Here is a 23685-nt window from a genome sequence, read left to right on the forward strand (position 1 = left end):
CTCAGTCCTGCAGCACGTAGACCGTGAGGCCCGAGAACGCAAAGCCCTGACCCGCAGGCAGGGCCGAGTTGACGCCCGCCTCGTCAACGCGCCAGATGCCCGAGTCGCGCAAGGTGGCGCCAATCGAGATGTGGCCATTCGTCATCGTTGCAAGCAAGACCCGCTCGCGGCCATCCGTGGCCCGCAGGGGCAGGCGGAACTGCGCCGTCAAGGGCAGCACCTCATCGCCGCTGCGCAGCTCGGCCGATACCGCCACGCGCGTGCCCTCGCGGCAGGTCACCTCCGACCAATCCGGCGTCAGGATCATGCTGGTCGCATTGGCGTCGTCAGGCTGGATATGGGTGATGACGATGTGCGGCCGGCTCGGCGCGGCCACCGCACCTTCTCGATGGAAGGTGCCCAGGGCTTCGTCGTAGCGGTCGCCGGCACTCGCGTCGCCGCATTCGATCCAGCGTCCACCCTCATCCGAGGCGTTCGGGGCATCCGGGGCATCCGGGGCTTCAAGCGCCTCCACCACCAGGGCCGCAACGCCCTCCATGACCTTTGCAAACCGCTTCATTGGAACGCTCCATACTCTTCGATGATGATGATTCCGGCACGGCCCGCAGAGCCGTCGCCGCCCTTGCCGCCCATGGCTGCGGTGGCAGAGCTGTAGGCCACAGCACCACTGCCGCCCCCTCCCCCATTGCCACCCGTGCCATACCCTGTGCGAGGAACTGCCCCGGCGGTGCCAGCATTCCCCGCAATCTGCCCATTGGTGCCAGCAGCCTGGGTGAGCTGAGCCCCGCCAGCCGCCGCAGCCTGAGCCGCGCCCTCCACAAACGGGGTCGTTCCGCCCAAGCCTCCGGGGCCGCCGGCACCACTGCTCATGCCGCTGGCACCACTGGCCCCCGTGCCTGCGGCGCCTGGCGTGGTCCCCGGCGTGGAAACCCCCAGGACGGCCACATCAGGGCCCATCAGGTACGAGTCGCTCCCGTTGCCGCCCGGCCCGCCCGAGCCCGCCTGCGTGCCCGAGGTGTTGGACACGCCGCCCAGACCCGCGGTGCCGCCACCACCGACCACGTAAGGCACGGCATTGCCCGTGGTGAACACGACCTGGGCAACCACGGTGGCACCCGGCCCGCCCCCACCGCCACCACCACCGCCGCCGCATCCCCCAGTTCCGCCACCGAAGGCATAGGGATTGCCGTTGGCACCAGCCGGACCACTGGGTGCGCCGGGGATCACGCCGGCTTTGCCGCCCGCACCCCCTGCGCCGCCGGCCCCCCCGGCCTGCGCCTGGCCACCCGCTGGGAACCCGCCCCCCGCACCGCCGCCGCCGCCGGCACCGCCACCCGCAGCGATTCGCACGACAGCCCGCGAGCCCGGCTCCAGCGGTGTGAAGGTCCCGGCGCCCGAGGGCAGCACGGTGGTGCGCACCGGCATGGCACCGCCCAGGATGGAGTTCGAAGTTGAAGTGGTTGAACTGGTCATTGGCACAGCCCCAGGGTGGGGTTTTCGTAAAACATGGGGAGAGACAGGAGCTTGGTGTTGAGCAACATGAGGCCCACGTCCTTGCCTTGGAATCGGGTGGCCCCGAAGTTGATGTAGGCCCCCGTTACGCCCTCCATCAGGCTCACGCCAATGAAGTCTCCCTGCAGCAGGACAGGCGGAATGGTCAACGTGCAGGCCCCGGCGATGCGGTAGCGCACACCCACCACGGCGGTGGTGTTCGTGGTGATCACAGCGCTCGGTGCGCTGCCGGTGTCCAGGGCCGTCCAAGCAGGCGAGACACCGGGTTGCGCGGCCGTCACGTCGCCCAGGTTGTTCAGCAACAACCAGAAGCGCCCGTTGTGCTTGACGCAGGCCGGGATGTTCAGGGCACCGGCCAGGGCCGACCAATTGCCCTTGAAGTTGGACGAACCAATGGCCACACCGGCCGCGGTCTGGGCGGCATTGGAGGCGCTGGCCGCAGAGGCTGCGCTGTTCGCCGAGGCGGTCGCACTGGCCGCGGCATCGGCGGCGGCAGAATTCATCCACGCCATGGCGGCTCGCCACTGGGCGATGCTGGTGTTCTTGAGATGATCAAAGAGCGCGGTGCAACGCACGGCAAAGCTCGTTCGATCGGCCCGGTCCGGCGTAGCCGGCAGATCGTCAAGGGTGGGGGGATTTGCCAGGGGCATTCAAACCATTCCTTTCACATAACCAGAGAAGGTGGCGGTCTGGGCGTTGTCGTAGCTCATGGAGCCACTGCCCAGACCGAAGACGTTGAGACCGACGAAGCCGGCGGCGTCCGTAGCGATCCAGGCTGCGGGCACATCGAGCACCCTTTGCACCACGGAGAGCACGTAGTCGGCCTGCTCGCGCGGCAAGATCAGCTTGAAGCGCATGTCGGTGGCCGAGCGGCGGCGCTTGATCGAGGTGTTGCCGTAGTCGTCGGTCTTGATGTACGAGTAGGTGACGGGCTCGGCGGTGGCACCGGGCTGGGTGCCGCCCCAGGTGTCGGCATTGACCAGAGGCACCAGGTCACCGAGCACCACCATGCCCGCGCCCACCACCGTGCCGGCCGGGGCCGTGAGGGTGAGGGTCAGCTCAGCGTCGGGGTACGGCACCAGGTCCCGGATCAGGCAGCGCGTGAGGGGCTTGATGGCACCGAACGCCCAGTCGTACCAATCGAGCGGGTCTTCCTGCAGAACGAGGGTCTTGCTGAAGACCACCGTGCCGGCGGGCTTGTCTTTGACCACCACCGAGAGCGTGGCGCCGTCCAGGCCATAGCAGGCAATCGCGTTGAAGAAGCCCGGTCGCAGCACATAGGTCAAGGGGGCTGCAATGCGGCCCTGGGTGCTGACCTCGGTGTCAAACGCAGCCCAGCGGGCCGTGGGGCCGGCATCCAGCCAATACTCGGCATCGACCTCAGGCAGCACCGCCCTGCCCGCCGCCACCGCCTTCACGCATTCGTAGATGCGGTGCGTGGTCTTCCTGATTCGGCGCTCGCCCAAAGCACAAGCGGCACCCGAGACCCATTCAACTTCGCCGGCCGCGGGCTCGGCCAGGGTGCAATCGGTCAACATCGCCTCAGTGACCGTCAAGGGGACAAGAATGTTCATTGGGTGTGGTCCTCCACCAAGGCCATGGGCACGGCCCCGCCTTCAGGGTTGCCGTTGGTGGCGTCCGCGGTGCGCCGGGCCTGGGCTTCGAGCTGGGCGGTCTGGGCCCGCAGGGCCTGCACCTCGGCGATCAGGCGGGTGAGCAGTTCGGCCGTGTCGCTTGAGGTTTGGGGCAAGCCATGCGCGGCCGGGTTATAGGCGGGGTTGTAGGCTTTCGGCACGATGGCCTCGCCCTCATGGATCAGGGCCAGCATGTCCTGGGGCACGTAGTTGGTGCCAACGTCGAACTTTGGGATGCCCGCCGCGGCAAACATGTCCCGGATCTGCTCCGGCGTAAAACCCGAGGCGGTGGCCAGGTCGGCCTGGCTGACGTCGAATTGGTGGGCGGTCTCGGCCACGCGCTGCAGGTCTTCCTTGGAGCCCGTGCCGAAGTCCGATTGCAGGTAGGCCCAGATCGAGTCGTACCGCGCCACCTGGCTGGCGTCGGTCACCTGGTAGCCGGCATAGCCGTAGGTGCCCAGGTCCGCAAAGCCCCAGTACTTGCCGCTGCCGGCGCCGTAGCCCGAGTCTCTGGGGCTGGGGCTTGCGCTGCTGGCACCGCCACCACCGCCCCCCACCGAGAACCCGCCCGCCGGGTTGGTGACTTGCACGCCAGGCTTGGTGGCCGAGGGGTCGCCTTGTTTTTCTTCAAGGAGGGTGGAGGCCAAGCGGTCGAGCGCCTGGCCCACGCCCAGCACGCGGGTGTCGATGCCGCGCAGCGCATCCACCTGGTCCTTGGCGTTCGACAGCATCTTGTCCAGGCTGGCGAGCTGGTCCTCGGCCGCGGCGAGCTGCTGCTCTGCCACCGACTTCTGCACACCGGTCAGGTCCTTGAGCTCGGCCAGCTTGCCCGCCAGCGTGAGCTGGGCCCGCTGCTGCTCAAACGCCGAGCCAAACTGGCTGGAGTCCAGGCCCGACCGCGCCGCGGTGATGGCGTCGCTCAAGCTGGTGGCGTCGGGCAGATAGCCCGTGCTGCGGGCGGTGCCGAGCGCCTGGTCGACGAACTGCAGCCCCGCGCGGGCGCTTTGCGCCTGGGTGGCCTCCACCGCGTTGTACAGTTCGCTGACATGGCCCTTCAGGGTATTGAACAGCGAGCCCAGGGTGTTGACCGACTCCTGGGCCACCTGCTTGGCGGCCTGCAGGCGGCTCTTCTCAGCGGCGACGGCGCGTTCCAGGGAGGCGTAGGCGGCGTCGGTGGCGGCTTGAAGGGCCTTCTTCTTGGCCTCCGCTGCGGCTTCTGCCTGGGCTTTGTCGGCATCGGCCTTGGCTTGCGTGGCCTTCGCCGCTTCTTCGGCGCTCGGGGTGACGCTGGCAAAGGCGTCGGCCACGTTCATGAGCGTGGCGTAGGCCTTGCGCCCGGACTCAGTGCTCAGGTCCTGGGCTTCGACCAGGGCGCGGAAGGCTTCGCGGGTCTTGGGGGTGGACAGGCCCACGCTTTGCAGCGCTGCGCTCACATTGCCCAGGGTTTGAGCATTGCGCTCGTCCTGGGTGTAGAAGTTTTCGTAATAGCCGCTGATCTTCTGGTTCAGGGCGTCGATGCCGCCAGCCAGGTTAATGAGGCCGTCGGCCGCGTCAAACGAGAGGTCCTTGAGGCTTTTGAGAGGCAGGGCACCGGCCAGGGTGCGCAAGGCCTCGACGGATGCGATCTGGCTGTTGATCTCGGTGATGAGCTTGGTGGCTTCGTCGTCGCTGAGTTTCTCGGCATCGATGTCTTTGAGCTTGGCCGCCACCGACTGCGGGATGTCTTGTGCGGCCTGCAGGGCCTGGATGGTGGACTGCTTGAGGTCCAGCGTGAAGTTGGCCACGGCGGTGGCCATGTCCGGGCTTCGCGTGCTACTGGTCTCGTACAGGGTGCCCGAGTAGTTGCTGCCCTTGCCAGATTCACCAAACGTGGCGCCCGTGTTCAGGCTGCCGCCGGCAAACACCCCGCCCCGGCCATTGCCCGAGGTCTCCAAACCGGCGTGGTAGTCGGTGAGATAAGCCTTGCTGCCCAGGCCCTTGAGCATGGCGTTGATGCTCTCGGCGGTGCTGGACACCGCTTTGCGCGTGGCGTCTTCCCGGTCGCCCATGCCGTCGGCTTCAAGCAGGTAGGCTTGGCCATTGGTGACCGACTTGCGCGTGCCATCGGGGCGCCGGCTGTTGTCGCGGTTGTACTGCTGGCCCTCGAAGGTGTAGACCTCGTCGCGGCGGTTGTTCTTCACCTGGCCGTCGTAGGCCACGCCGTACTGACCACCGGAGCGGGTCTCGCCGCCATTCATGCTGGAGAGCAGCGAGTACGCGGCCAACGCCATGCCCACGTACGGGATGGCCGAGCCGATGGAGGCCCCGAGGCCTGCCGCACCGGCAGCACCTGCGCCCATCCCGCCCGCCTGGGCCGCGGCCACCGCTGCCGCAGTGGATGAGCCCGCGCCGAGGCCCATGGAGACGCCCATGGCCGCATTACCGGCCGTGGCGCCGAAGAGTGCCCCGACCCCACTGCCGATGAGGCTGGCCCCGCCGTACAGGTTCGAGGCGGTGCCGGCCAGGTTCAGCAGGCCGCCGGAGTTGCCACCGATGCCAGCGAGGCCACCCAAACCACCCACCGAGCCACCCAGCACATTGGCCGTGAGGCTGACCACCCAGCGCCGGATGGTGAGCTGGTACAGCATGTCCAGCACACTGGCCTTGATGGTGGCACCGATCTTCTCAAACGCCGACTGCCCGCCCTGGAACACATTGGTCCAGACGGACTGCGCGGTGTGGTCCACCGAGTTGATGATGTCGGTGAGGGTGTTGAGCTCGGACTTGGCGAGCGCCGTGGAACGCGCAATGGCGGCTGCGGCCTGGGCCTGGTCGACCAGGCGGGCCTTGTCTTCGTCCGAAGCACCGGAGCGATCAATGGCCGCGAGCTGCTTGGCGAGTTCCAGCTCGACCTTGCGCACGGCCACGATCTTCTCGCGCTCACGGGTGGTCTGGCCCAAGAGGCCCACCTCGTCGGTGTACAGCAGGGCTTCTTCTTCGACCTTGCGGGTGTATTCCTCCTGGGCCTGGGCCAGGGTCTTGTAGTCCTTCACGCGGCTGGCGGTCAGCAGGCGTTCTTGCTCGGCCACCTGGGCCCGGAGTTCGGCCACATAGTCGGGGCGGAAGGAATCGCTGCTGTCGGCCTCCTGGAGCTTGAGCTTCATCTGCTCGAGGCGGAAGGCCTCGATCGCGCTCTTGCCCTTGCCCCACACCGCATTGGCGGCTTCCAGCTCGCTGGCCTGCTGGCCAATGGCGGCGGCGGCCTTGCGCGTGTCAGCCACCAGGGCGTCGTAGGCCTTTTGCGAGTCGGCCACGGCCTGGGCTTGCTTTTCTTGTTCGGTGCGGCTGGCCTGCACCTGCACGTAGCGCTGGGCCTCGACGAGGGCCGCTTCCTTGTTGGCCCGGGCCACGCCCGAGATGCTGGTCTTGAGGTCCTCCTGGATGCGGGCGACGAGCTTCTCGCTGTCGGAGAGCTTGGCGCCTTCAATGCCGCGTTCCTTGATGCGGGCCGTGAGGGTTTCTTCTTCCTTGATCAGGGCCCGGATGCGGGCGACTTCGTTCTCGCCGGCGCCGGCCGAGGTGCTGGTCTTTTCTTTGTACTTGTCCCGGATGTTCTGGATCAGGGCATCGCGCTCTTTGGCGCTGATCTCACCATCGGCCGCCTGGTACTGGGCCTGCACCTTGGCGATTTCTTGGCGCATCTTGAGCTCGTTGCTCAAGAACTTGGCCTGCTCCTGGTCGAAGGAGGCCCGAGCTTTGAGGCGTTCATTGCCCTCGGCCAGGGCCTTGCTGTTTTGCTGCTGGGCATAGGTGGTGGCTGCCACCGCTGCGGCCTGGGCCTGCAGGGCCGGCAGGATCTCTTTGGAGACCACCGTGTCATCGAACATGCCCCGGATGGCCTGGGACAGGCTGGCGTTCTTCAGGCCATTGCCACGCATGGCCTCGTTGATCTGGGCGTTGATGGCGGCGAGCTGGTCCGTGGGCGTGGCGCTGCGCCCCAGGTCCATGATCACATCACCGGCCATCTTGGCGGCATCCTTGATGCCCAGCCAGGCCCGCTCGACATAGCCCAGGTTCTGCAGAATGGACTGCGCCCGCTGCTCGGTCATCGAGGCATAGGCATCCTGCGCGACCTTCGCCGCATCAGTCGCCCTGCCCTGGTCTTCCAAGGCCTTGATCTGCTTGTACAGCGCAACCGTCAGGTAGTTCGTGCTCTCGTTGAGCTTGAGCGAGGCCTGCAGCGGGGCTTCGCCGAGCTGCGCAAAGGCCTTGGCGGTCTCGGCGACCGACGTGCCCACGGCCCGCTCCATATCCAGGGCCGACCGGGTGTAGGTTTGCAGGCTCTCGCCCGCCACCCGGCCCGTGCTGGCCATCTCGATGAGGGCAGCCGATGCAGCCGACTGCGTGCCCTGCATCACCGCCAGCCCCCGGGCCATGTCTTGCATCTGGCCAGCGGTGACACCTGCCGCATTGCCCGAGAGGGTGATGGCCTTCTGGAAGGCGGAAGCCTCTTGGCTGCCTTGGTAGTAGGCCAGGCCCAGGCCCGCCACCGCCGCGATGGCCAGGTTGGTGGGGGTGAGGAGGCCGCCGATGTAGGTACCCAGGGCCTTGGTGGCGTTGCCCACACCGCCGAACATGTCCTTGAGCTGGCCGCCTTGCTGCATCAAGACGGTCAGGGGCTTCTGTCCGGCCTGCAAGCTGACCACGATGTCGGTGACCTGGGCCGGCACCATGCGCATGGCAGCAGCGGTTTGCGCGGCCGATGCCCCGAGCTGCTGCATGGGGGCAGTGGCCTGGCCCAGGCCCTGGCCCAAGCTGTTCGCCTGGGACTGGGCGGCCTTCATGTTCGCGACGAAGGCCTGCAGCGCCTGGGCAGTCTGGTCGTCCGCCGTCAGGACGATGGTGGTATTCGGGTTGGTCATGCACCCACCCCGTTCTCAGGAACCACGGGCTTTGCGCTGCTCAGATTGGTAGGCGTGCATTTCTTGCAGCCAGGCCGCTTCGAGCATTTCCAAACACTGGAAGAGGTCGATGCGCTCGGCATCGTCCAGGCCATAGGCGAGCTCGTAGCGGTGCAGCGTGGACCAGTCCATGCCCAGGAAGTGCAGCGCCCCGTCCGGGCCCATGAGCGCCCGCCACGCAAACTGCATGCGCCGGAAGATGGCCAGAGGGATCTGGTTGTCAGGAAAGACATTCAGGGACGGGGGCTCGGTGAGTTGCTGGAGAAGGGCGAGGTGCTTGCCAAAGCCCAGGCGGCTGGCGGCGGCTTCATCGGGGGGCTGCGCTCCGCGCACCAGGACGCGGGCGCAGTCCTTTAGTTTTTTGCGCGGGCCTTGCTGTTCCAGTGGGCGTCGCGGTAGGCATCGAAGATCTCGCGCGGGGCCCGGTGGAAGCGGCTGATCAGGAGCTGCACGTTCTCAGGCGTGAAGGGCTGGCCCGGGGCCTTCCAGTCGTTGATCAAGAGGCCCAGGATCTCAGCATCAGACTTGCCCTCGATGTCGGTGGGCAGCGCCTCCATCTCTTCGCGGGTGCGGTACTTGAATTCCAGGGGCAGTACCTGGTCGGGCTGGGCGCCCGGCGTGGTCAGGGTGACGTCGATCCAGAAGGTGGCCGGCAGGTCGAAGGTGAAGGGGATGGCGGCAGCAACGGTTGCGGCAGCAGCGGCGGTGGCGGTCAGGTTCATGGTGAAGAAGCGATGAGGGGGAGGATGGGAGCGCAGGGACAGGCCCTGCGCGGGGGAAGGAGTGATTGATCAGGCGATCAGGCGAACTGGATCAGTTCGGGTACACCGTGGGCATGTTCTGGGCCTCGATCGAGACCTTGGTCTGCACCACGCCCTGGGCCTGCCCGGTGGGCACGCCGGCCGCAGCCACATAGCCCAGCAAAAGCATCTTGGCGCCCGTGCCAAAGCGCAGGCGCACGGCCCGCATGCTCTTGGCCTTGTAGGCCTTGTTGCACTCCACAAAGCCCGGGTCGGACAGATCAAAGATGTTGTCCATGCCAAACGACAGCGGGCTCACGATGGTGGGCACGCGCTTGCGCACGTTGTCGTGGATGGTGGTGACGTCCGCAAACTCCGGGTCGCCCCCCGAGACGTTCACGCTTTGCACGGTGGCAAAGCTCGCGCCGAAGGTGACGACCTGGAAGCTGCCGGCCACCAGGCTGTCATAGGTGCTGGTGTCTTCGTTTTCCAGCTCGAAGGTCTTGGCGGCCGAGTTGACGTTGGCGATGCGAAACAGGCGCTTGTCGACCTGGTACATGCCCTGGGCGGCCATCAAGATGATGTCGCCCACGTTCGGGTCGACGGCGCCCGAGTACTTGACCACACCCGTGGCGGCCTTGCTGATGCTGACCAGGGTGATGGCGGCACCCAGGCCGGTTTGCACGTCAATGCCGACGTTGCTCCAGAAGATGGCTTGTCCCATGAAGGTTTCCTTTGAAGGTAAAGGGTGAGGAAGTGGGGAGGTGGAGGGGGTCTAGAAGGGCTGGACCGAGGCAGGAGCGCTGGCGTGGCGCACCAGCAGGGTCACCGTGGCGCAGGCGGTCTGATCGCCGTCCACGTCGTAGTCCACGCTCAGGCTGTGGGGGGTGACGCCTCCGGCCACACCGCCGAGACTCGGGTCCTGCTGCAGCCGGGTGTAGACCCGGGCCAGCAGGTCGTCCACGGCCTCGTCGGCCGGCGCCAGGGTGTTGCCACGGGCGTAGCACTCGACCGAGACGGCCGTGCCCCAGACCAGGACCGCGCCCTGCCCCACCGAGGTGTCGGGGTCCGAGCCGGCGAGGCGCACCACCACCGCGGTGCTGTCTTGCTGGCTCAGGGGCCGCAGCCGGGTGCGGTACACCTTGGGGGCCACCGCAGGAGCGGCCTGCAGGGTGGCGACCATGGCCTGTACGGCCTGAAGGAAGATCGTGGCGGTGGTGGGGGTGGGCGCGTTGTTCATGCCAGCTCCAACAGAAGGTGGGTCTCTCCGGTGCCGTCGTTGCGGGCATCGGCGATGAGGTAGGCCTGGCCATCCACCGTCACGCGCAGGCCCACCGGGTTGGCCGGGACCTGGACCGTGGGCAGGGCGAGTGCCGGTTGTGACGAGGCCATGCCCAGGGCGCCCACTTGGCCGGCGGCATAGCCGTTGGCAAAGATGGCGTCCACCCTCACGTCTCCGTTGTCGCTCCCGTTCAGGTTTTCGATGAAGGCGGCACAGTTCGACAGCCGGCGGAAAGCGGCGGCTGCAGTGCGGGCCTCCAGGAGGGCGAAGGGCTTGGGCATGGCGCAGGTCACCTGGTCAGATCTGGTGGGGTTACGCGCGGGCTCAGACGGCGACGCCGCTAAGGCGCACGCGAGCCGTGGTCTCGTTGGCGGCCTTGGGCGACAGCAGCGCACCGATCAGGGCGTTGCCTGCTGCGGTCACCGTCACGCGGCGGTTGGCGTTGTCCCAGTACGCCTTGGTGCCGGCCGCGCCCACATCGGCGTTCAGGGCGTTGAGGTCGTAGACGCCTTCAAGATGGGTCTCGACCGTGGCGCCGGCTGCTGCTGCGCTGGTGGCCACGCCAAACAGTGCGCCGACCTGCAGGCCGTCGCCGCCGTTGACGGCATAGGGGGCCGGCAGGGGCACGGTGTCGCCGGACTGGATGAAGTTTTTCATTTGGGTTCTCCTGGTTTGGCTGGGTGATGAGGGGCTTAGCCGCCGGCCGCCTTGTAGAGGCCGCGGTGCTCGATGGCCTTGGCGGCGAAGTCCTCGCGGCACTTGTAGGAAACGCCGTCGCTCTCAAAGCCCACCTCTGTCTCGATCACCGGGCCTTCGGCGCCGTCCAGGTAGCAGTACTCGACCGTGTCGACCTGCGCATTGCTGGCCGCCAGGTACCAGGCGGTGGTGCTGTTGCCGTCCAGCAGGGGCTCAACGATGGGCTCCAGCGAGGTGCGGCCACCGCTGCGGAACTCGTTCACATCGGCCTGGCGGGCTGGCACGTAGTTGCTGCTGGTGAGCTGGTAAGCGGTCTGCTCCAGGCTGGCGGGCACGATGAGGTAGCTCGGGGCGATACCCAGTTCTTCACCGGCCAGGCCCTTTTGCAGGCGCATCGCGGTGCGGCCGGCCGACAGGGCCGTGAACTGGAGAGCTGAACCCGCACCGGTGCCCAGGTTGCCGTGGTCTGCGTGGAAGAGCGTGGTGCCGTCAGACAGCGCTGCGTTCGCCGTGAGCTGGGCGTAGACCAGGCGGTTTTCCAGACGTCGGGCAGCAAAGCCGAAGGCGCTCACCAGGCGGTCAAAGGCCCGCAGGTCGTCGTTGATGATGGCCTGGCGCGACAAGGACACGATGCGGCCATAGGTCAGCACCTGGTAGGACTCGGCACCGTCCTTCATCGAGCCGTACTTGAATTCGCCGTGCTCATTGGTGCGCAGCAGATCGGGAGCGGCCGACAGCGCCGTGATCGTGATGTTCTTGAAGTCCGGGGCGTTGGGTGCGCGGCGGGCCCACAAGGCATAGGTGCCCGGGTTCTCGTCATAGGCGCTGCGCAGGCGCTTGTTGGCCACATTGGCAAACAGCGAGGGAAAGTCGCTGGTGGTGTTCATGCCACCAGCTCGGAAGTGCAGCATGCGGGTGGCGAGCGTCAGACGGTCCATGCCGCGGGTGCTGACGCCGTGGCCCTCCAGAAAGTCGCGGCCCAGTTCCAGGAGGCTCATGCCCCGGTACTGGCGGCCGTTGTCGTCCAACTGGGTTTGCGCGGCGACCCGGTGCAGGACGGCCTGCTCGATGCCGGCCATGCGGGTTTGCATCTCATCGCGCACGGTCTGGATCTGGCCGCCTTGGGTGTTGCGGTGGCCACCGCTGGCCGCATCGCGGCGGGCCAGCTCATCGAGCACCGAGCTGCGGGCCTGCTCCACCGAGTTGCCCGAGCGGATCAGGCCGGCGGCCAGGTGGGCCACGCCGTGGCGGGCGCAGAGGTCGGTGATGTCAGCAGCGGCAGAAGCTGCGGCAATGGCTGCTTGAGCGGCGGCATCAGCCTGGCTGCGCTGGGCCGAAGTGCCAGCTTCGGGGGCTGCTGACGACGACGAAGAAGAAGCGGGGGCCGTGGCGGTGCTGCCGCCGGCTTCAGTGCTCTGAGGCATGGAGGAATCCTTTCGGGTTTGGGTTTCGGCGGAGAGGCCCACCGTGGGCAGGGAATGGGCGCGGGTCTCGATGAACTCGCAGGGGAAGGTGCGAAGCTGGAAGGCCTGGTCAGCGGGGGCAGCGCCGTCTGCACCAGGGGCAGAAGCGGTGCCCGCGCCGGAGCGGATCTGGCTGTCCATGTCGGCGGGGATGGGCACCAGGGAGACCTCGTAGGGTTCCCAATCGACCACGCGGTAACGCCACAGTTCGCCCTCGTTGGCTGGGGCCACCATCTCGATGCGGTGGCGCACATAGCCCACCGAGACATTGCGGATGATTCCGTCGGCCACGTCTTGCACGTAACCGGCAACCGACTCGCGGCGCGAGAAGGTGGCGCTGCAGGTGCCTTGGCCGTTTTGAATCAGGGGGTTCTCGACCACGCCGAGCTGGGCCTCGAGGCTCCACTGGCTGTGGGTGTTCAGAAGCGGCGCACCGCGGCGCAGGCGATCCAGGCGGATGGCGCCCTCTTCCACCACCAGTTCTTCGACATAGGCCCGGTCGCGGTACCAGTCAAAGCACTTCACGCCCGCACCGGTGGTGAAGACGATCTGCGCGGTGGCGAGGGGGGAAGATTCAGAGGCGGAGCTGTCCGCCTGGGAGCGCTGGAAGCCGCGCAGTTCCATCTGGCGGCCAGCAAGTGGCAAGGCCTCGCGGCGGGTCTGGATCTCAGGGGTTGGGGTCTCGGACATGCACTGATCGTGCTGTCCGAGTTGTTCCATTTCCAGGAAAAGTGGGACGACTTTTCAAATGCGTTCGACCATCGTCAATGAGTCAGATCAAGGCGTATCACCATCGAATGGCTATCGCTGTTAAAAAAAACAACAAGTACATCAGGTTAAACTTTGTAAATGGGAGGCAGGACGGACCGCTCAAAAGAGCTGCTTGCCTACAGCCGAAAACGCCCGGCGATGTGGCGGAGATTCTTTCTTTTATGAAAAAAGCGCTTTGGGTTGTAGCGATTGCTGCAACGCTCCTATCCGTAGCTTGTGGTGGCGGTGGCAGCGGCAGTAGTACAGGCACAGGTTCAGGTTCAGGTACGGGTACGGGCAATGGCGGAAGTCCCCCCACTCAATATTTTTCAATCAGTGGAACAGCGAGTGGGATACCTGTAGGGTCACAGGTAATACTAACAAACAACCTAACTGACACCTTAAAAATAACGACAAACGGAACCTTCTCTTTCGCATCTACCCTAGCTTCTGGAACAAGATATTCCGTCAATATCAGCAACAGCGTTAGTGGCTATCTTTGCGCTATTGAAAGCGGCAATGGAGTAGCCAGTGCGAATGTGAACAACATCACACTAAAATGCAATACCACCGGGAGTGTGGCCACACTAGCAGGCAGTGGATTCTTGGATGGAGCCAGTAACGATGCAACGTTTAATTTTCCAACAGCATTAACTCAAGATGGAGTCGGCAATTTATACATTGCCGACACTCAATTCAATCGAATCCGCAAAATCAATACGCAAGGCGTTGTTAGTACCATTGCTGGATCAGGTAGCGCCTCATATATCGATGGCCAGGGAAGCGCAGCTTCATTCAATAAGCCATCCGGCATAGCCATCGATTCAAATGGCAACCTTTACGTCACAGATTTCAACAACTCAGTTATCAGAAAGATTACCCCTACCGGGACAGTAAGCACATTTGCCGGCTCAGGTACAAATGCGTATGCCGACGGATCGGGTCGTTCTGCCTCCTTTTCAGGACCAGTAGGCATAGCCATTGATACAGGTGGTAATCTATATGTCACCGACTCCTACAACGATCGAATAAGAAAAATTACATCGTCTGGAGTCGTCACGACATTAGCGGGATCAGGATCATTTGGAAACACAGATGGGCAAGGCACCTCTGCGAGATTCAACAATTTATCCGGCATTGCCGTAGATCAATCCGGAAACGTCTATGTTAGTGACACGAACAACAACTCGATTAGAAAGATATCAAGTACTGGCCTAGTAACCACGCTGGCGGGCTTTGGTGCTCCCGGATACACAGACGGGCAAGGCACGCAGGCATTCTTTAGTAGCCCCAACGGTATCAGTGTCGATGGTGCAGGCAATGTATATGTCGCTGACACCTATAACAACAGAATACGAGAAATTAGCCCATCTGGTTATGTTAGCACCATCATCGGTAATGGAACATATGGCGCAACAGATGGCCAAGGGGTCACATCTTCGCTCAATGCACCTTTTGGGGTTTCCTCCGACTACTTTGGCAATTTGTTCATAGCAGACTCAGCCAATCATTCAATAAGAAAAGCAACTGCTGGCCGGTCGGTGACAAAATATGCAGGTACCTGGCTACCCCAGGACTACAATGATCAAGGATTGGCAGCGACTTTCCTCAACCCGGTTGGTCTTTCCGTAGATCAATCGGGAAACTGCTACGTTGTGGAAAACACTAATCGTATTCGGATAATTTCAACCGATGGAATTGTTAAAACTTATGCTGGAACTGGCACCTCTGGAAAGTTAGATGGACCGGCATCAACAGCCACCTTTTCAATACCCTACGGATCAGCCATTGACAACCAAGGTAGTCTGTATATCGCAGACACTGGCAACCATTTAATTAGAAAAATCAGTAGCAGTGGAAATGTGACCACCATTGCCGGAAACGGCACTGCGGGCTATTCTGACGGCCAAGGAACAGCAGCATCATTTAGCTACCCAACTGCTGTATCCATTGATACCAATAATAATCTCTATGTCACAGATATGGGAAACAACCGAATCCGGAAAATATCTAACTCCGGCTTGGTGAGTACATTCGCAGGATCTGGAAATGCATTTTTCGCTGACGGCCAAGGAACTGCTGCAGCCTTTAATAGCCCATTTTCCATCGCAATAGATAGCTCGGGATTTCTCTATGTTGCGGACATGCTCAATCAAAAAATCAGAAAAATATCTCCATCCGGCTTGACGACAACCCTTGCTGGTTCGGGGGTAAGGGCATTCACAGATGGACAGGGCAAATCAGCGGCCTTCGACTCCCCGCAATCCATAACAGTTGATACCGCTGGCAACATATACGTCGCAGACACTGGCAACAGTGCCATTCGCTTCATTACACCCGACGGAAATGTAACCACCCTTGCAGGCTCGGGAACGCAAGGATATGCAGACGATGTTGGCAGAAAGTCTGCATTCTTCTATCCACAAGGGATTATCGCAAGCCCATCCGGGAAAATATATGTCTCCGACTCGCTGAATAACGTAATCAGAACAATCTCCCCATAAGCAAGAAAATAAAAGAATATTAATTAATATTGACTTTAGCTTCGCAAATACAAAATATAACCAAAACAGGATCCGGCAATTCAATCAACGCGCAAGCTATTGAATAGCCGGATCTTCACAAATCAACCCTCAACCATTTCAAATTCGGAAAAATTCATGATCGCAAGACATTGATAATATAAATTCATGCACACCCAACATTCATTAAAATTCGCAACTCATTTTCGTCAGACAGTCAAGTCTCTGGACTATTCGTGAGATTTCGCTTGCAGCGGCCCTAACGTCCTCCCTTTCTGCAACATCATCAGAAAGTCCAGCGTCCCATCCCGCTGCAGCCTCTCAAAGTCGGCCTTGTACTCAGTGAAGAACAGCTCCGGCTCCATACCCCTGCGGCGCAAGCTTTCGCTGATGGTGCACAGCCCGCCCGCAATGGCATCGAGCTCGGCCGCCACGTCCTGCACCGGGTTGACGTAGTCCCACTTCGGGGTCGCCCAGTCGCAGGCGTAGTCCGGACTCTTCAGGATGCTGGCCAGCACCGCCGCATCAATGAAGGCTCGCCAGATGGGTTCGCACAGGCCCGGGATCAGGGTGAGCCATTGGAGTTGCTCAGCGTTGCGCCGGTATTCCAAGATGGCCACCCGGGCGCTGCTGAAGTTCACCTCGCGCACGTCCCCGGTGAGCATTTCGTAGGTGATGCCCATGCCGGCCGCGATCAGGTGCAACTGCAGCTTCACGTAGTCCACATAGCCCGGCACCGCATTGGGCTGGACGGTCGTGATGTTCAGGCCCGAGGGCACCTGGATGATGGAGCCGCTGCTCAAGGTGCCCAGGTCGCCTGATTCCGATCTCTGGTCTGGGGTGCGCTGGTCTTCTGGGCCCAGGGGCCCCATGGAGTTCACATCGCCGCTGGCGATCACCGACAAGCGCGATTCCAGGTTCTTGCGTTGGGCTTCGGCGTCTTCGTAGAGCTGCAGGTCGCGCACCCGGCTGATGACGGGTGCCAGGCGCGTGAAGCCTCGGCCCTGCCCCGGCCGCTCGGGGTTGAAGAGGTGGATGATGCGTTCGGCCGGCACCGGGCTGCTGCTGGTCCTGGCCATGCGCGGGCCCAGGACTTCACCCGGGTGCTGGTCAAACAGCCAATACGCCACCCGCTTGCCCAAGGGGTCGTACTCGATGCCGTTGATGATGGTGTTGGCACCATGGCTGCCGACCTTGGCGCTGTCGAGCCAGTCGATCTCCAAGAGCTGGAGCTGCAGGGGCACCGGCAAGCCATCGCTGGGCCGGCGGGCCCGCAGGCGCACCAGGACTTCGCCGTCCTGCTCCATGGCCCGGTAGGCTGCCGCCTGCAGGCCGCCCAGGTTGCGCACGCCATCGGCGTCGGCGACCTTGGACCATTCCTGCCAGAGGGCGGTGATGCGCTTGGCGTCCTTGCCCAGGCTGCGCGGGTTGATGCCGGTGCCAATCACGTTGGCGACCATCGAGCCCAGGCCCCGCGCGACGTAGGGCGTGTTCTTGACCAAGGACCGAGCACGCACGCGCAGGGTGGCAGCATCCGCCCGGTGGTCGGTATCAGCACTGGCACCGGCCCGGCGGGGTCGCCAGCCGTCGCGGGTGCTGGCCCCTTCGTAGGCCCGCTGCAGCAGCTCACGGGCCTGGTGGCGGCGCAGGCCGGCCTGGGGGTTGAAGGCGCCGATCAGGCGGTCAAGGATGTTGGCCATGGTTCATCACTCCCGCGAGGTGGAGAAGCCGACACGCCAGGCTCCGGGGTTGCGGGGCGAGCTGGCCCGGGTCAGGAGGCTGGCGATGTGCTCGCGGGCAGACTTGAGCTCGCCGATGCTGCGGTAGCGCACCTTGCGCAGGCCGTTGGGGCCGTGGATCTCCACTTCCAGCTCGCCGGTGGCGATGGCGGTGTCGATGTTGTCCAGGTCGGTTTGGGTGTAAGCCATAGGGGGATAGTGGTCGGGGTTCAGGGAGTTGCCCGGCCAACTTATCCAAGCTGCTGTTCCATTTCCAGGAAAGATGGAACAACATTTGACGGACGACTATCTGTTGCCTGGCTGCTTGAGAATTCGGTAGACCGTCGTTCGCCCAATGTTGAGTTGCCGGGCCACTTCACTGGCATTGCGCCCGTTGAACAGCCGCAGCACGTCCTGGGCACGCTTGTCGCGCTCAACACGGGGCAGCGCCGGGATGTAGCACTCGATGCCTGCAAACTCCGACCGGACTTCGGCTTTGAGGCGGTCGATGTTGCACATGGCCCGGGAGGCTTCGGGCAATTCAGATTCGAGGTAGGCAAAGATCCGGTCCACCAGGTCAAGTTCGGTGATGGGCTCGGGCGTGGTCTTGGGTGGGGTCATTGCTGAAGTGATTCGGCAGGAGATGAGGCGAAAGAAGAGAGGAAGGCGGTTCGGCTTACCTCGCCGTGGCCAAGGCCTGCGCATACGCCTGGCGGTAGTTGTTCAACAGATGCGCATCCGCAATCCGCTGCCCCACCGTTTCAAACGCCAGCCGCTTGCGGTAATTGGCCGCCGTCACGTAGATCAGCACCGGCGTGACCTGCCGCCCCATGAACTCGCGCTGGTACACACCCGGGCGCAGCCCCTTGGCCCCGGGCATCACCACAAAGAAGCGGCCGCCGGCCCGGCGCTGGGCGGCGATCTTGCTGCGGGCGTCGGTGGACATGTTGCGCGTGAAGCCTGCGGTGAGCGTGACCCGCAACTGGCTCAGGATCTGGATGATCTGGCCCGAGCTCATGTTGCCGAAGGCGTCCAGCCTTGCCCCAGCGCCGGGCACCGCGTACCAGCCCTTGGGCATCTGGCCGGTGATCTGCAGGGCCCGTTCAAAGCGTTTGAGGGTGCGTTGCCCACCCACGATGTGGGGCAGCATGTAGCGAGTGGCCGGGGTGCCGGCATTGGATGTGGCCCGCTCGTCCTTGAGCCAGACCGTGGCCTCCAGGTTCTGAGTTGTGGCCGCCCGGATGAAGAGGCTGTTCAAGGTGTAGGGCGTGGGCCGGTCGATGGTGCGCTGGATCTCGGAGCGCAGACCATCGCGCACCTGGGTGGCCGTGGTGTTGAGGGCTGTCTTCAGGGCAAAGCGGGTTTGCTTGGCCAGCTCGCCCACCAGCCGGGCGGGGTCGGGGAAGTTGATTTGGGTTGTGATTTTCATGAAGTCACCAGGCACGGGTGAAGGCGGGGGCCGAGGATCGGCGGCGGGCGTAGCCGCGGTCTTGGGTTTCTTCGCTGCGGGCCGAGTTGGGCTCCGGGGTTACCGAGACGGCCGGGGCAGGAGCCTTGGCCACGTTCTGTGGCAACGGCGCACTGAACAGATCCGCATTCACCGGCTGCACCGCCGCCTCGATCTGCTGCCACTTGCGGTCGCTGTGGTGGTGCAGGCCGATGCTCATGGCCGAGTGCAGGGCGTAGTTGCGGCAGTCCAGCACCTCGTTGCGCGGGCGGCGCTTGACCCAGCGGTAGGTGTCGCGCCCGTTGAGCTTGGCCAGGATGCGCTGCTCGGACGTGAGCTGCTCGAACCATTCGCGCGGCAGGTCCTGGCTGAAGTGCACATAGCCCGGGCCCGGGGTGGGGATGGCGAGCTGGCCCAGCAGCAGGTCTTTGGCGGTGTCCACGCCCACGTTCCACAGCTTCACGCCCTGGGGCCATTTCTGGCCATTCCAGTTGATGTCCTGGATGCTGGCCGGGCCCAGCACCGGCACGCCCTCTTCCCCTCGGCCTTTGACGGCCCTCAAGCAAGGGAGCTGGTGCTGGTTCTTGCGCACCCAGTTGTAAACGGCCTGGGTCTGGTCGCTGGAGTCAATCGAGATGCCCGACAGGCCCAGGCTGCCCGCGTGGTAGGCCTGGGGGTAGCGGCGCTGCAGGTAGGTGGTGACCTGTTGCCAGTCCTCTTCGCTGGCGGGGTTGCCCTCGATGATGTGGTGATCCACGGGCCAGGACTCCAAGCCCCGGGCCCAGGCCCAGATGGCAATCTCCCAGCGGTTGCGCTGCACGTCCACACCTGCAGTGAGCACCAGGCCGCCCACGGGCACCTGGCACAGGGGGAAGGCTTCGGCCCGGGCCTGCAGGGCGTGTTCATCGCTGCGCTCGCCCTTGACCTCCCAGGTTTCACCGAGGGTTTCGTTGACGAAGAGCTGCATGGGGCCGGGGTCGCCCTTTTCCAGGGCTGACACGGCTTCTTCAAACTCTTTGACGATGCTGGCCCAGCTTCGCTGCGGGCTGTAGGCGGCCCAGACCTGCACGCCCAGGGTTTTGGGGGGCCGGGTGGGCAGGCCCTGGCTGTCGCGCCAGATGCGGTCCGGGCCGTAGCGCTTGGCGGTCTTGCTGCAGACCCAAGTGCCGGCCATGGGCTGGCCACCGGGCAGGTAGTCGGCCTGGGTGATGGGCTCGCGGCAGTGCGGGCAGATGTGACGCACGGTGTCAGGCTGGCCGCGCTGCCACTTGAAGCCGTGGGGCCGGTCCTTGCCGCCCCACATCAGGGGGTGCTCGGCGTCGCAATGCGGGCACGCAATGTGGAAGCGCACATAGCCTTCGGAGTTGTCGCATGCGCGTTCAACGTGGCACAGGCCCTTCACCCCCGGGGTGGAGCCGCCGACGAACTTGGGGTAGGCCGCGCCTTCGAGCCTCCCCTTGGCCAGGCCGCCCGGGTCGCCGGACTTCTCGATCAACTGGTCGAAGGCGCTCCACTCGTCCAGGATGGCCACGGCCACCGTGATGCGGCGGTAGGCCCGCTTGGCTTTGCCACCCAAGAGGTGCAGCACGCTGTCGCGGAAGGGTTTGAACTTGATGGTGTCTTCGTTGGCCTTGCCCTGCTTGCGGGCCTTGCGCACGGCCTCCACCGCATCGAGCACGGGGTCGATCTCGCTTTTGACGTAAGAGTCGCGGTCATCGTCGGTGGGCTGCCACAGAGCCTGCTTGCGCCTGCGGTGGGCGATGTTGTAGGCGACGAAGGCCGTGATCATCTTGGTGTAGCCCACCCGCTTGGATTTCATCACCGCCAGGTCTTCGATGCGGTCATCGCTCATGAAGTCCAGGATGCCGGTCTGGAAGGACCAGCCGACCCAGCCACCCTTTTGGTGGGAGCTTTCGCCGGCGAGCTTGAAGTGCTCGGAGGCCCATTCGCTCAGGCGCTGGGGCACTTCGGCTCGGAGGCTGTCCAGGCCCAGGCGGACCGAGCGCACGATGGCCTGGGCGGTTTCGGTGTGCAGGGTGACGGTGGCCGTGTTCAAAACGGGAGTCCTTCGGTGTCGGTGTTGAAGTCATCGTCAGCATCGGCCTGGGCCATGGCTTCGACCTGCTCGGTGACCAGGCGGGCGGTAGACCGAATCCACTCGTTGCGGGCCGAGGCCAGGACCTGCATCACGGCTGCCTTGGCTTCTTCGGGCAGGTCGGGGCAGGCCTTTTGCAGGGTGCCTTCGAGCTGGTCGAAGCGATCGACCACGGCGCTGCTGGCCATGCCGAGCACATCGGCCAGCAGGCCCACGGGGGCGTACTCGCCGCGGGCGACGGCGTTCTTCAAAGCCTGGGCGATGCGCTGCTCGCGGGCGAGGGCCGCGCGTTCTTGCACCAGGTCGAGGCCGCCGGTCTCCGAGGAGGCGCGGCCGGCGGCCATGTCGCGCAGGCGTTCGCAGTAGGCGATGAGCCAGGCGTGGGCCGTGTCGCCGCGCACCATCACGCTGTCGGCCATGAGCTGGCTCACGCGGGCTTCGCTCAGGCCCACCATCTCGGCGAACTCGGCTTGCGAGATGGGCTGATCCAGGAGGGGAATGAGCTTCACTTAACCCCCTTAGGACACTCACGCAACAGCCCGAGCGGGCGGTGCGAATTACCCGCGTTGACCCCTCGCCGGGAGGACCCGCAGGCCCGGGGGGTGGGGGCCCTGCCCTGCTCCACCGGGTCGACCTGATCGACCTGACCACCAGCCTGGCCATCGAGCCTGCCGGCCGTGGCGACGTAGCGCACGCCGCTGCGGTGGCGCAGTTCCTGGACAGCGTTGGAGTCCAAGGTGTTGCGCAGTGCCCCGCCGGCAGCGCTCGCGGGCCAGCCGGTGATAGCGACGATCTCGCGCAGGGTCAGCGGGCCCAGGCGCAGAAGTTGGATGAGGATGTAGGTGCGGGTCATGCGGACTGCCTTTGCGACCAAGGGCCTGCGCCTGCTGCGGCAAACACCCGTTCGCGGTAGCGGCGGTTGTGCTCGAGCAGCTCGTCGTCGGTGTAGGCATTGCCGAGCTCGGCCATGGAGTACGGCAGGCCCAGGCGCTGCCCCATGGCCCGCACGCCGTCTTTGCTCTCCCACCACTGGTCCTGCAGCCCCAGTTGGGCTTGGGGCGAGGGCTCGTCCCGCCAGCGCCGGCCAGCCAGCCACTTGGACGGCATGGGGATGAAGCGACCGCCCTCGCGCATCCAGGCCGGGCCACCCTGCTGGGCACGGATGGCGGCCAGCATGCAGGCCTGCAGCTCAGCATCAGGGGCCAGGCGGTTCCACTCCCGGCGGGCTGCGTCTTCGTTGGCCCGCTTGGGGTAGGCCTGCCAGAAGGCTTCGAAGCCGGGAGCGTTGGGGATTGCGGACTGTGGACCGCGGGTTTGGCTTTGGGATGAATGCAACGACCCGCACGCGCCCCCCGCTGCGGCGGGGGTATCGGGGGTGTCATGGATGTTGGGGGTTAGGGGGTTATTTGATTCATGACGGTTCTTGACGGTTAGTGTCCGCGTGGCGGACCGGTTGAGTCCGCCACGCGGACTGGTTGGGTCCGCCTGGCGTACCGGTTTGCGTGGCGGACCGGTACGCGTGGCGTACTGGTTGAGCACCCGTTTGGGGGGGGGTGCAACTGGCTGGGCGACCTCGGAATCAGCGCCCTCTTCCACGTACAAGTCGGGCTCGACCCAGTACACGGTCTTGCGCCCGTTGGAGCGGTCCGCTCGCAGGATGCAGCGCTCCTCGAGCCAAGAGATGGCCTCGATCACAGCGGTGCGGCCAAAGCAGGTGCGCTCGCACAGGCGCTCGATCGACGGCCAGCAGTAGCCCTCATCGTTGGCCATGTCGGCCAGCGAGATGAGCACGGCCTTGGCCGGGGGGCGCATCCTGATGGGCCAGCAAAGCGCCATGATCACGGTACTCATGGTGCTCAGTCCCCCAGGCGTGGCGCCCGCATGCTCTCGGGCTTGCCGTGGTCGTAGGCGGCCCGCAGATAGGTCACGATCTCCTGCCCGATGGCCACGTGGGCCAGCCAGCGCTTCTCGAGCTCCTGCAGGTCGTTGTAGTTGGGCCGGGCCTTGGAGGCGGCGGCCGCCTCGATCTCCAGCACCCGGGCAAAGCTGGCCCCGAGCTGGCTGAGCAGGTACATCGGGTCAGCGCCGCTGAGCTGATGGTTCATGGCGATGACCGTGCAGCCCAGCGCCTCCGCGAAGGCGTTCAGGATGGCCTTGCTGCCGGTGACCTGGGAGATCTTCACGGCATCGCGAAGGCCCAACTTGGCCGCACCCGCCTCCAGGATCTCGCTGGCCAGGCTGGAGGGGTTCTTCTCCATCAGCAGGGCCACCACCTTGGTGCTGCCCGGGTAACCGCGCACGGCCGCCTCCGCCGCTGCGACGACATCAGTCATTTTGAAAATCCCCTTTGAAATTTGAAATACGGCCAGCGCGGCTGGACCAGAAACTGGAGGGCATGAACACAGACCCAACCCAAAGCCAGAAAGGCACACCGATGGACATGAACCCAAGCGACTTGGAAGCCGCCATGCATGACGCACTGGTCAAGGTGGCCGGGCCCATGCTGGAAGAACAGACCGAGATGCGGGCGCAACTGAGGGCGCAGCGGCTTTTGTTGACGCTGCTGTACGCGGATCGGTTTCGCGATGACCGTGCCGGCTTTGACCAACTGATGTGCACCCTGCTGCGCCTAGTGCCCAAAGCCCTGAGCGACCTGCCAGGCGCGTCGGAGACCCCCGAAGCAGCAAGAGCCCAGGGCCGTGTTACAGAAATATTTGAGGCATTTCGACTCGCAGTAAACGGTCGAATTGCGACGATTCGTCCCGAATCCATATGACGCAATCGCCGTCAGCCCGATGGATCTGGCACACCGCAGACAACCTGCCCCTCAGCGACAACGTCGGCAGCCAAGTCGGGCCATATATCGACCCAATCACTGCGGAGGTC

23 protein-coding genes are annotated in these 23685 nt (G+C 64.4%); 2 read left to right on the top strand and 21 right to left on the bottom strand.

Annotated features, from left to right (window positions below):
• Nucleotide 1: 1 nt before the first annotated feature.
• The 12 genes from AC07VS_RS06450 to AC07VS_RS06505 all read right to left on the bottom strand — a co-directional run bounded on the left by AC07VS_RS06450 (nt 2) and on the right by AC07VS_RS06505 (nt 12957).
• Nucleotides 2-559, bottom strand: coding sequence for a hypothetical protein (locus AC07VS_RS06450; protein WP_494750494.1), 558 nt, complete (start codon nt 557-559; stop codon nt 2-4).
• The gene (locus tag AC07VS_RS06455; RefSeq protein WP_494750495.1) at nt 556-1473 is read right to left on the bottom strand and encodes a hypothetical protein; all 918 of its coding nucleotides are present in this window, start codon (nt 1471-1473) and stop codon (nt 556-558) included. Before AC07VS_RS06455 ends, AC07VS_RS06450 begins: the two co-directional genes overlap by 4 nt.
• The gene (locus AC07VS_RS06460; RefSeq protein WP_494750496.1) at nt 1470-2162 is read right to left on the bottom strand and encodes a hypothetical protein; all 693 of its coding nucleotides are present in this window, start codon (nt 2160-2162) and stop codon (nt 1470-1472) included. Before AC07VS_RS06460 ends, AC07VS_RS06455 begins: the two co-directional genes overlap by 4 nt.
• A complete protein-coding gene (locus AC07VS_RS06465) occupies nt 2163-3086 on the bottom strand; it encodes a hypothetical protein (protein WP_494750497.1) in 924 nt (307 codons plus the stop codon).
• A complete protein-coding gene (locus tag AC07VS_RS06470; RefSeq protein ID WP_494750498.1) occupies nt 3083-8047 on the bottom strand; it encodes a phage tail length tape measure family protein in 4965 nt (1654 codons plus the stop codon). Before AC07VS_RS06470 ends, AC07VS_RS06465 begins: the two co-directional genes overlap by 4 nt.
• A gap of 15 nt (nt 8048-8062) precedes the next feature.
• On the bottom strand, nt 8063-8419 hold the full coding sequence (locus AC07VS_RS06475; protein WP_494750499.1) for a DUF1799 domain-containing protein: 357 nt from the start codon (nt 8417-8419) through the stop codon (nt 8063-8065).
• A 20-nt stretch (nt 8420-8439) separates the two neighbouring features.
• Nucleotides 8440-8808, bottom strand: a complete 369-nt coding sequence (locus tag AC07VS_RS06480; RefSeq protein WP_494750500.1) for a phage tail assembly chaperone — start codon at nt 8806-8808, stop codon at nt 8440-8442.
• Nucleotides 8809-8899: 91 nt separating this feature from the next.
• Nucleotides 8900-9550 carry a phage tail tube protein gene (locus AC07VS_RS06485; protein ID WP_494750501.1) on the bottom strand — a complete coding sequence of 217 codons (651 nt, stop codon included), beginning with the start codon at nt 9548-9550 and terminating at the stop codon, nt 8900-8902.
• Nucleotides 9551-9601: 51 nt separating this feature from the next.
• Nucleotides 9602-10066 carry a hypothetical protein gene (locus tag AC07VS_RS06490; protein WP_494750502.1) on the bottom strand — a complete coding sequence of 155 codons (465 nt, stop codon included), beginning with the start codon at nt 10064-10066 and terminating at the stop codon, nt 9602-9604.
• The gene (locus tag AC07VS_RS06495; protein WP_494750503.1) at nt 10063-10389 is read right to left on the bottom strand and encodes a head-tail joining protein; all 327 of its coding nucleotides are present in this window, start codon (nt 10387-10389) and stop codon (nt 10063-10065) included. The genes AC07VS_RS06490 and AC07VS_RS06495 overlap by 4 nt, the downstream gene beginning before the upstream one ends.
• A 43-nt stretch (nt 10390-10432) precedes the next feature.
• The gene (locus tag AC07VS_RS06500; RefSeq protein ID WP_494750504.1) at nt 10433-10765 is read right to left on the bottom strand and encodes a DUF2190 family protein; all 333 of its coding nucleotides are present in this window, start codon (nt 10763-10765) and stop codon (nt 10433-10435) included.
• Nucleotides 10766-10800: 35 nt separating this feature from the next.
• Nucleotides 10801-12957 carry a prohead protease/major capsid protein fusion protein gene (locus tag AC07VS_RS06505; RefSeq protein ID WP_494750505.1) on the bottom strand — a complete coding sequence of 719 codons (2157 nt, stop codon included), beginning with the start codon at nt 12955-12957 and terminating at the stop codon, nt 10801-10803.
• Nucleotides 12958-13034: 77 nt separating this feature from the next.
• Between AC07VS_RS06505 and AC07VS_RS06510 the strand changes: the two genes are divergently transcribed.
• Nucleotides 13035-15521 (top strand): hypothetical protein, encoded by a 2487-nt coding sequence (locus tag AC07VS_RS06510; RefSeq protein ID WP_494750506.1) that lies wholly within the window; start codon nt 13035-13037, stop codon nt 15519-15521.
• A gap of 248 nt (nt 15522-15769) precedes the next feature.
• Here the strand turns inward: AC07VS_RS06510 and AC07VS_RS06515 are convergent, their stop codons facing one another.
• From AC07VS_RS06515 to AC07VS_RS06555, 9 genes are all read right to left on the bottom strand, one after another.
• On the bottom strand, nt 15770-17239 hold the full coding sequence (locus AC07VS_RS06515) for a phage portal protein (protein ID WP_494750507.1): 1470 nt from the start codon (nt 17237-17239) through the stop codon (nt 15770-15772).
• 6 nt (nt 17240-17245) lie between these two features.
• The gene (locus tag AC07VS_RS06520; RefSeq protein ID WP_019578282.1) at nt 17246-17467 is read right to left on the bottom strand and encodes a phage head-tail joining protein; all 222 of its coding nucleotides are present in this window, start codon (nt 17465-17467) and stop codon (nt 17246-17248) included.
• Nucleotides 17468-17563: 96 nt separating this feature from the next.
• Nucleotides 17564-17878, bottom strand: a complete 315-nt coding sequence (locus AC07VS_RS06525) for a Mor transcription activator family protein (RefSeq protein ID WP_492346471.1) — start codon at nt 17876-17878, stop codon at nt 17564-17566.
• Between the two features lie 55 nt (nt 17879-17933).
• Nucleotides 17934-18686, bottom strand: coding sequence for a hypothetical protein (locus AC07VS_RS06530; protein WP_494750508.1), 753 nt, complete (start codon nt 18684-18686; stop codon nt 17934-17936).
• A 4-nt stretch (nt 18687-18690) separates the two neighbouring features.
• Complete coding sequence (locus tag AC07VS_RS06535; protein WP_494750509.1) at nt 18691-20760, bottom strand: phage terminase large subunit family protein; 2070 nt, start codon at nt 20758-20760, stop codon at nt 18691-18693.
• On the bottom strand, nt 20757-21308 hold the full coding sequence (locus AC07VS_RS06540) for a hypothetical protein (RefSeq protein WP_494750510.1): 552 nt from the start codon (nt 21306-21308) through the stop codon (nt 20757-20759). Before AC07VS_RS06540 ends, AC07VS_RS06535 begins: the two co-directional genes overlap by 4 nt.
• Nucleotides 21305-21652 (bottom strand): hypothetical protein, encoded by a 348-nt coding sequence (locus AC07VS_RS06545; protein ID WP_494750511.1) that lies wholly within the window; start codon nt 21650-21652, stop codon nt 21305-21307. The genes AC07VS_RS06540 and AC07VS_RS06545 overlap by 4 nt, the downstream gene beginning before the upstream one ends.
• The gene (locus AC07VS_RS06550) at nt 21649-22650 is read right to left on the bottom strand and encodes a helix-turn-helix domain-containing protein (RefSeq protein WP_494750512.1); all 1002 of its coding nucleotides are present in this window, start codon (nt 22648-22650) and stop codon (nt 21649-21651) included. Before AC07VS_RS06550 ends, AC07VS_RS06545 begins: the two co-directional genes overlap by 4 nt.
• A 5-nt stretch (nt 22651-22655) precedes the next feature.
• Complete coding sequence (locus AC07VS_RS06555) at nt 22656-23132, bottom strand: phage regulatory CII family protein (RefSeq protein ID WP_494750513.1); 477 nt, start codon at nt 23130-23132, stop codon at nt 22656-22658.
• A 62-nt stretch (nt 23133-23194) separates the two neighbouring features.
• Here AC07VS_RS06555 and AC07VS_RS06560 point away from each other — a divergent pair, with 62 nt between their 5' ends.
• On the top strand, nt 23195-23575 hold the full coding sequence (locus AC07VS_RS06560; protein WP_494750514.1) for a hypothetical protein: 381 nt from the start codon (nt 23195-23197) through the stop codon (nt 23573-23575).
• The last annotated feature ends 110 nt before the right edge of the window (nt 23576-23685 follow it).

The organism is Curvibacter sp. GW821-FHT01G03, assembly GCF_059422285.1.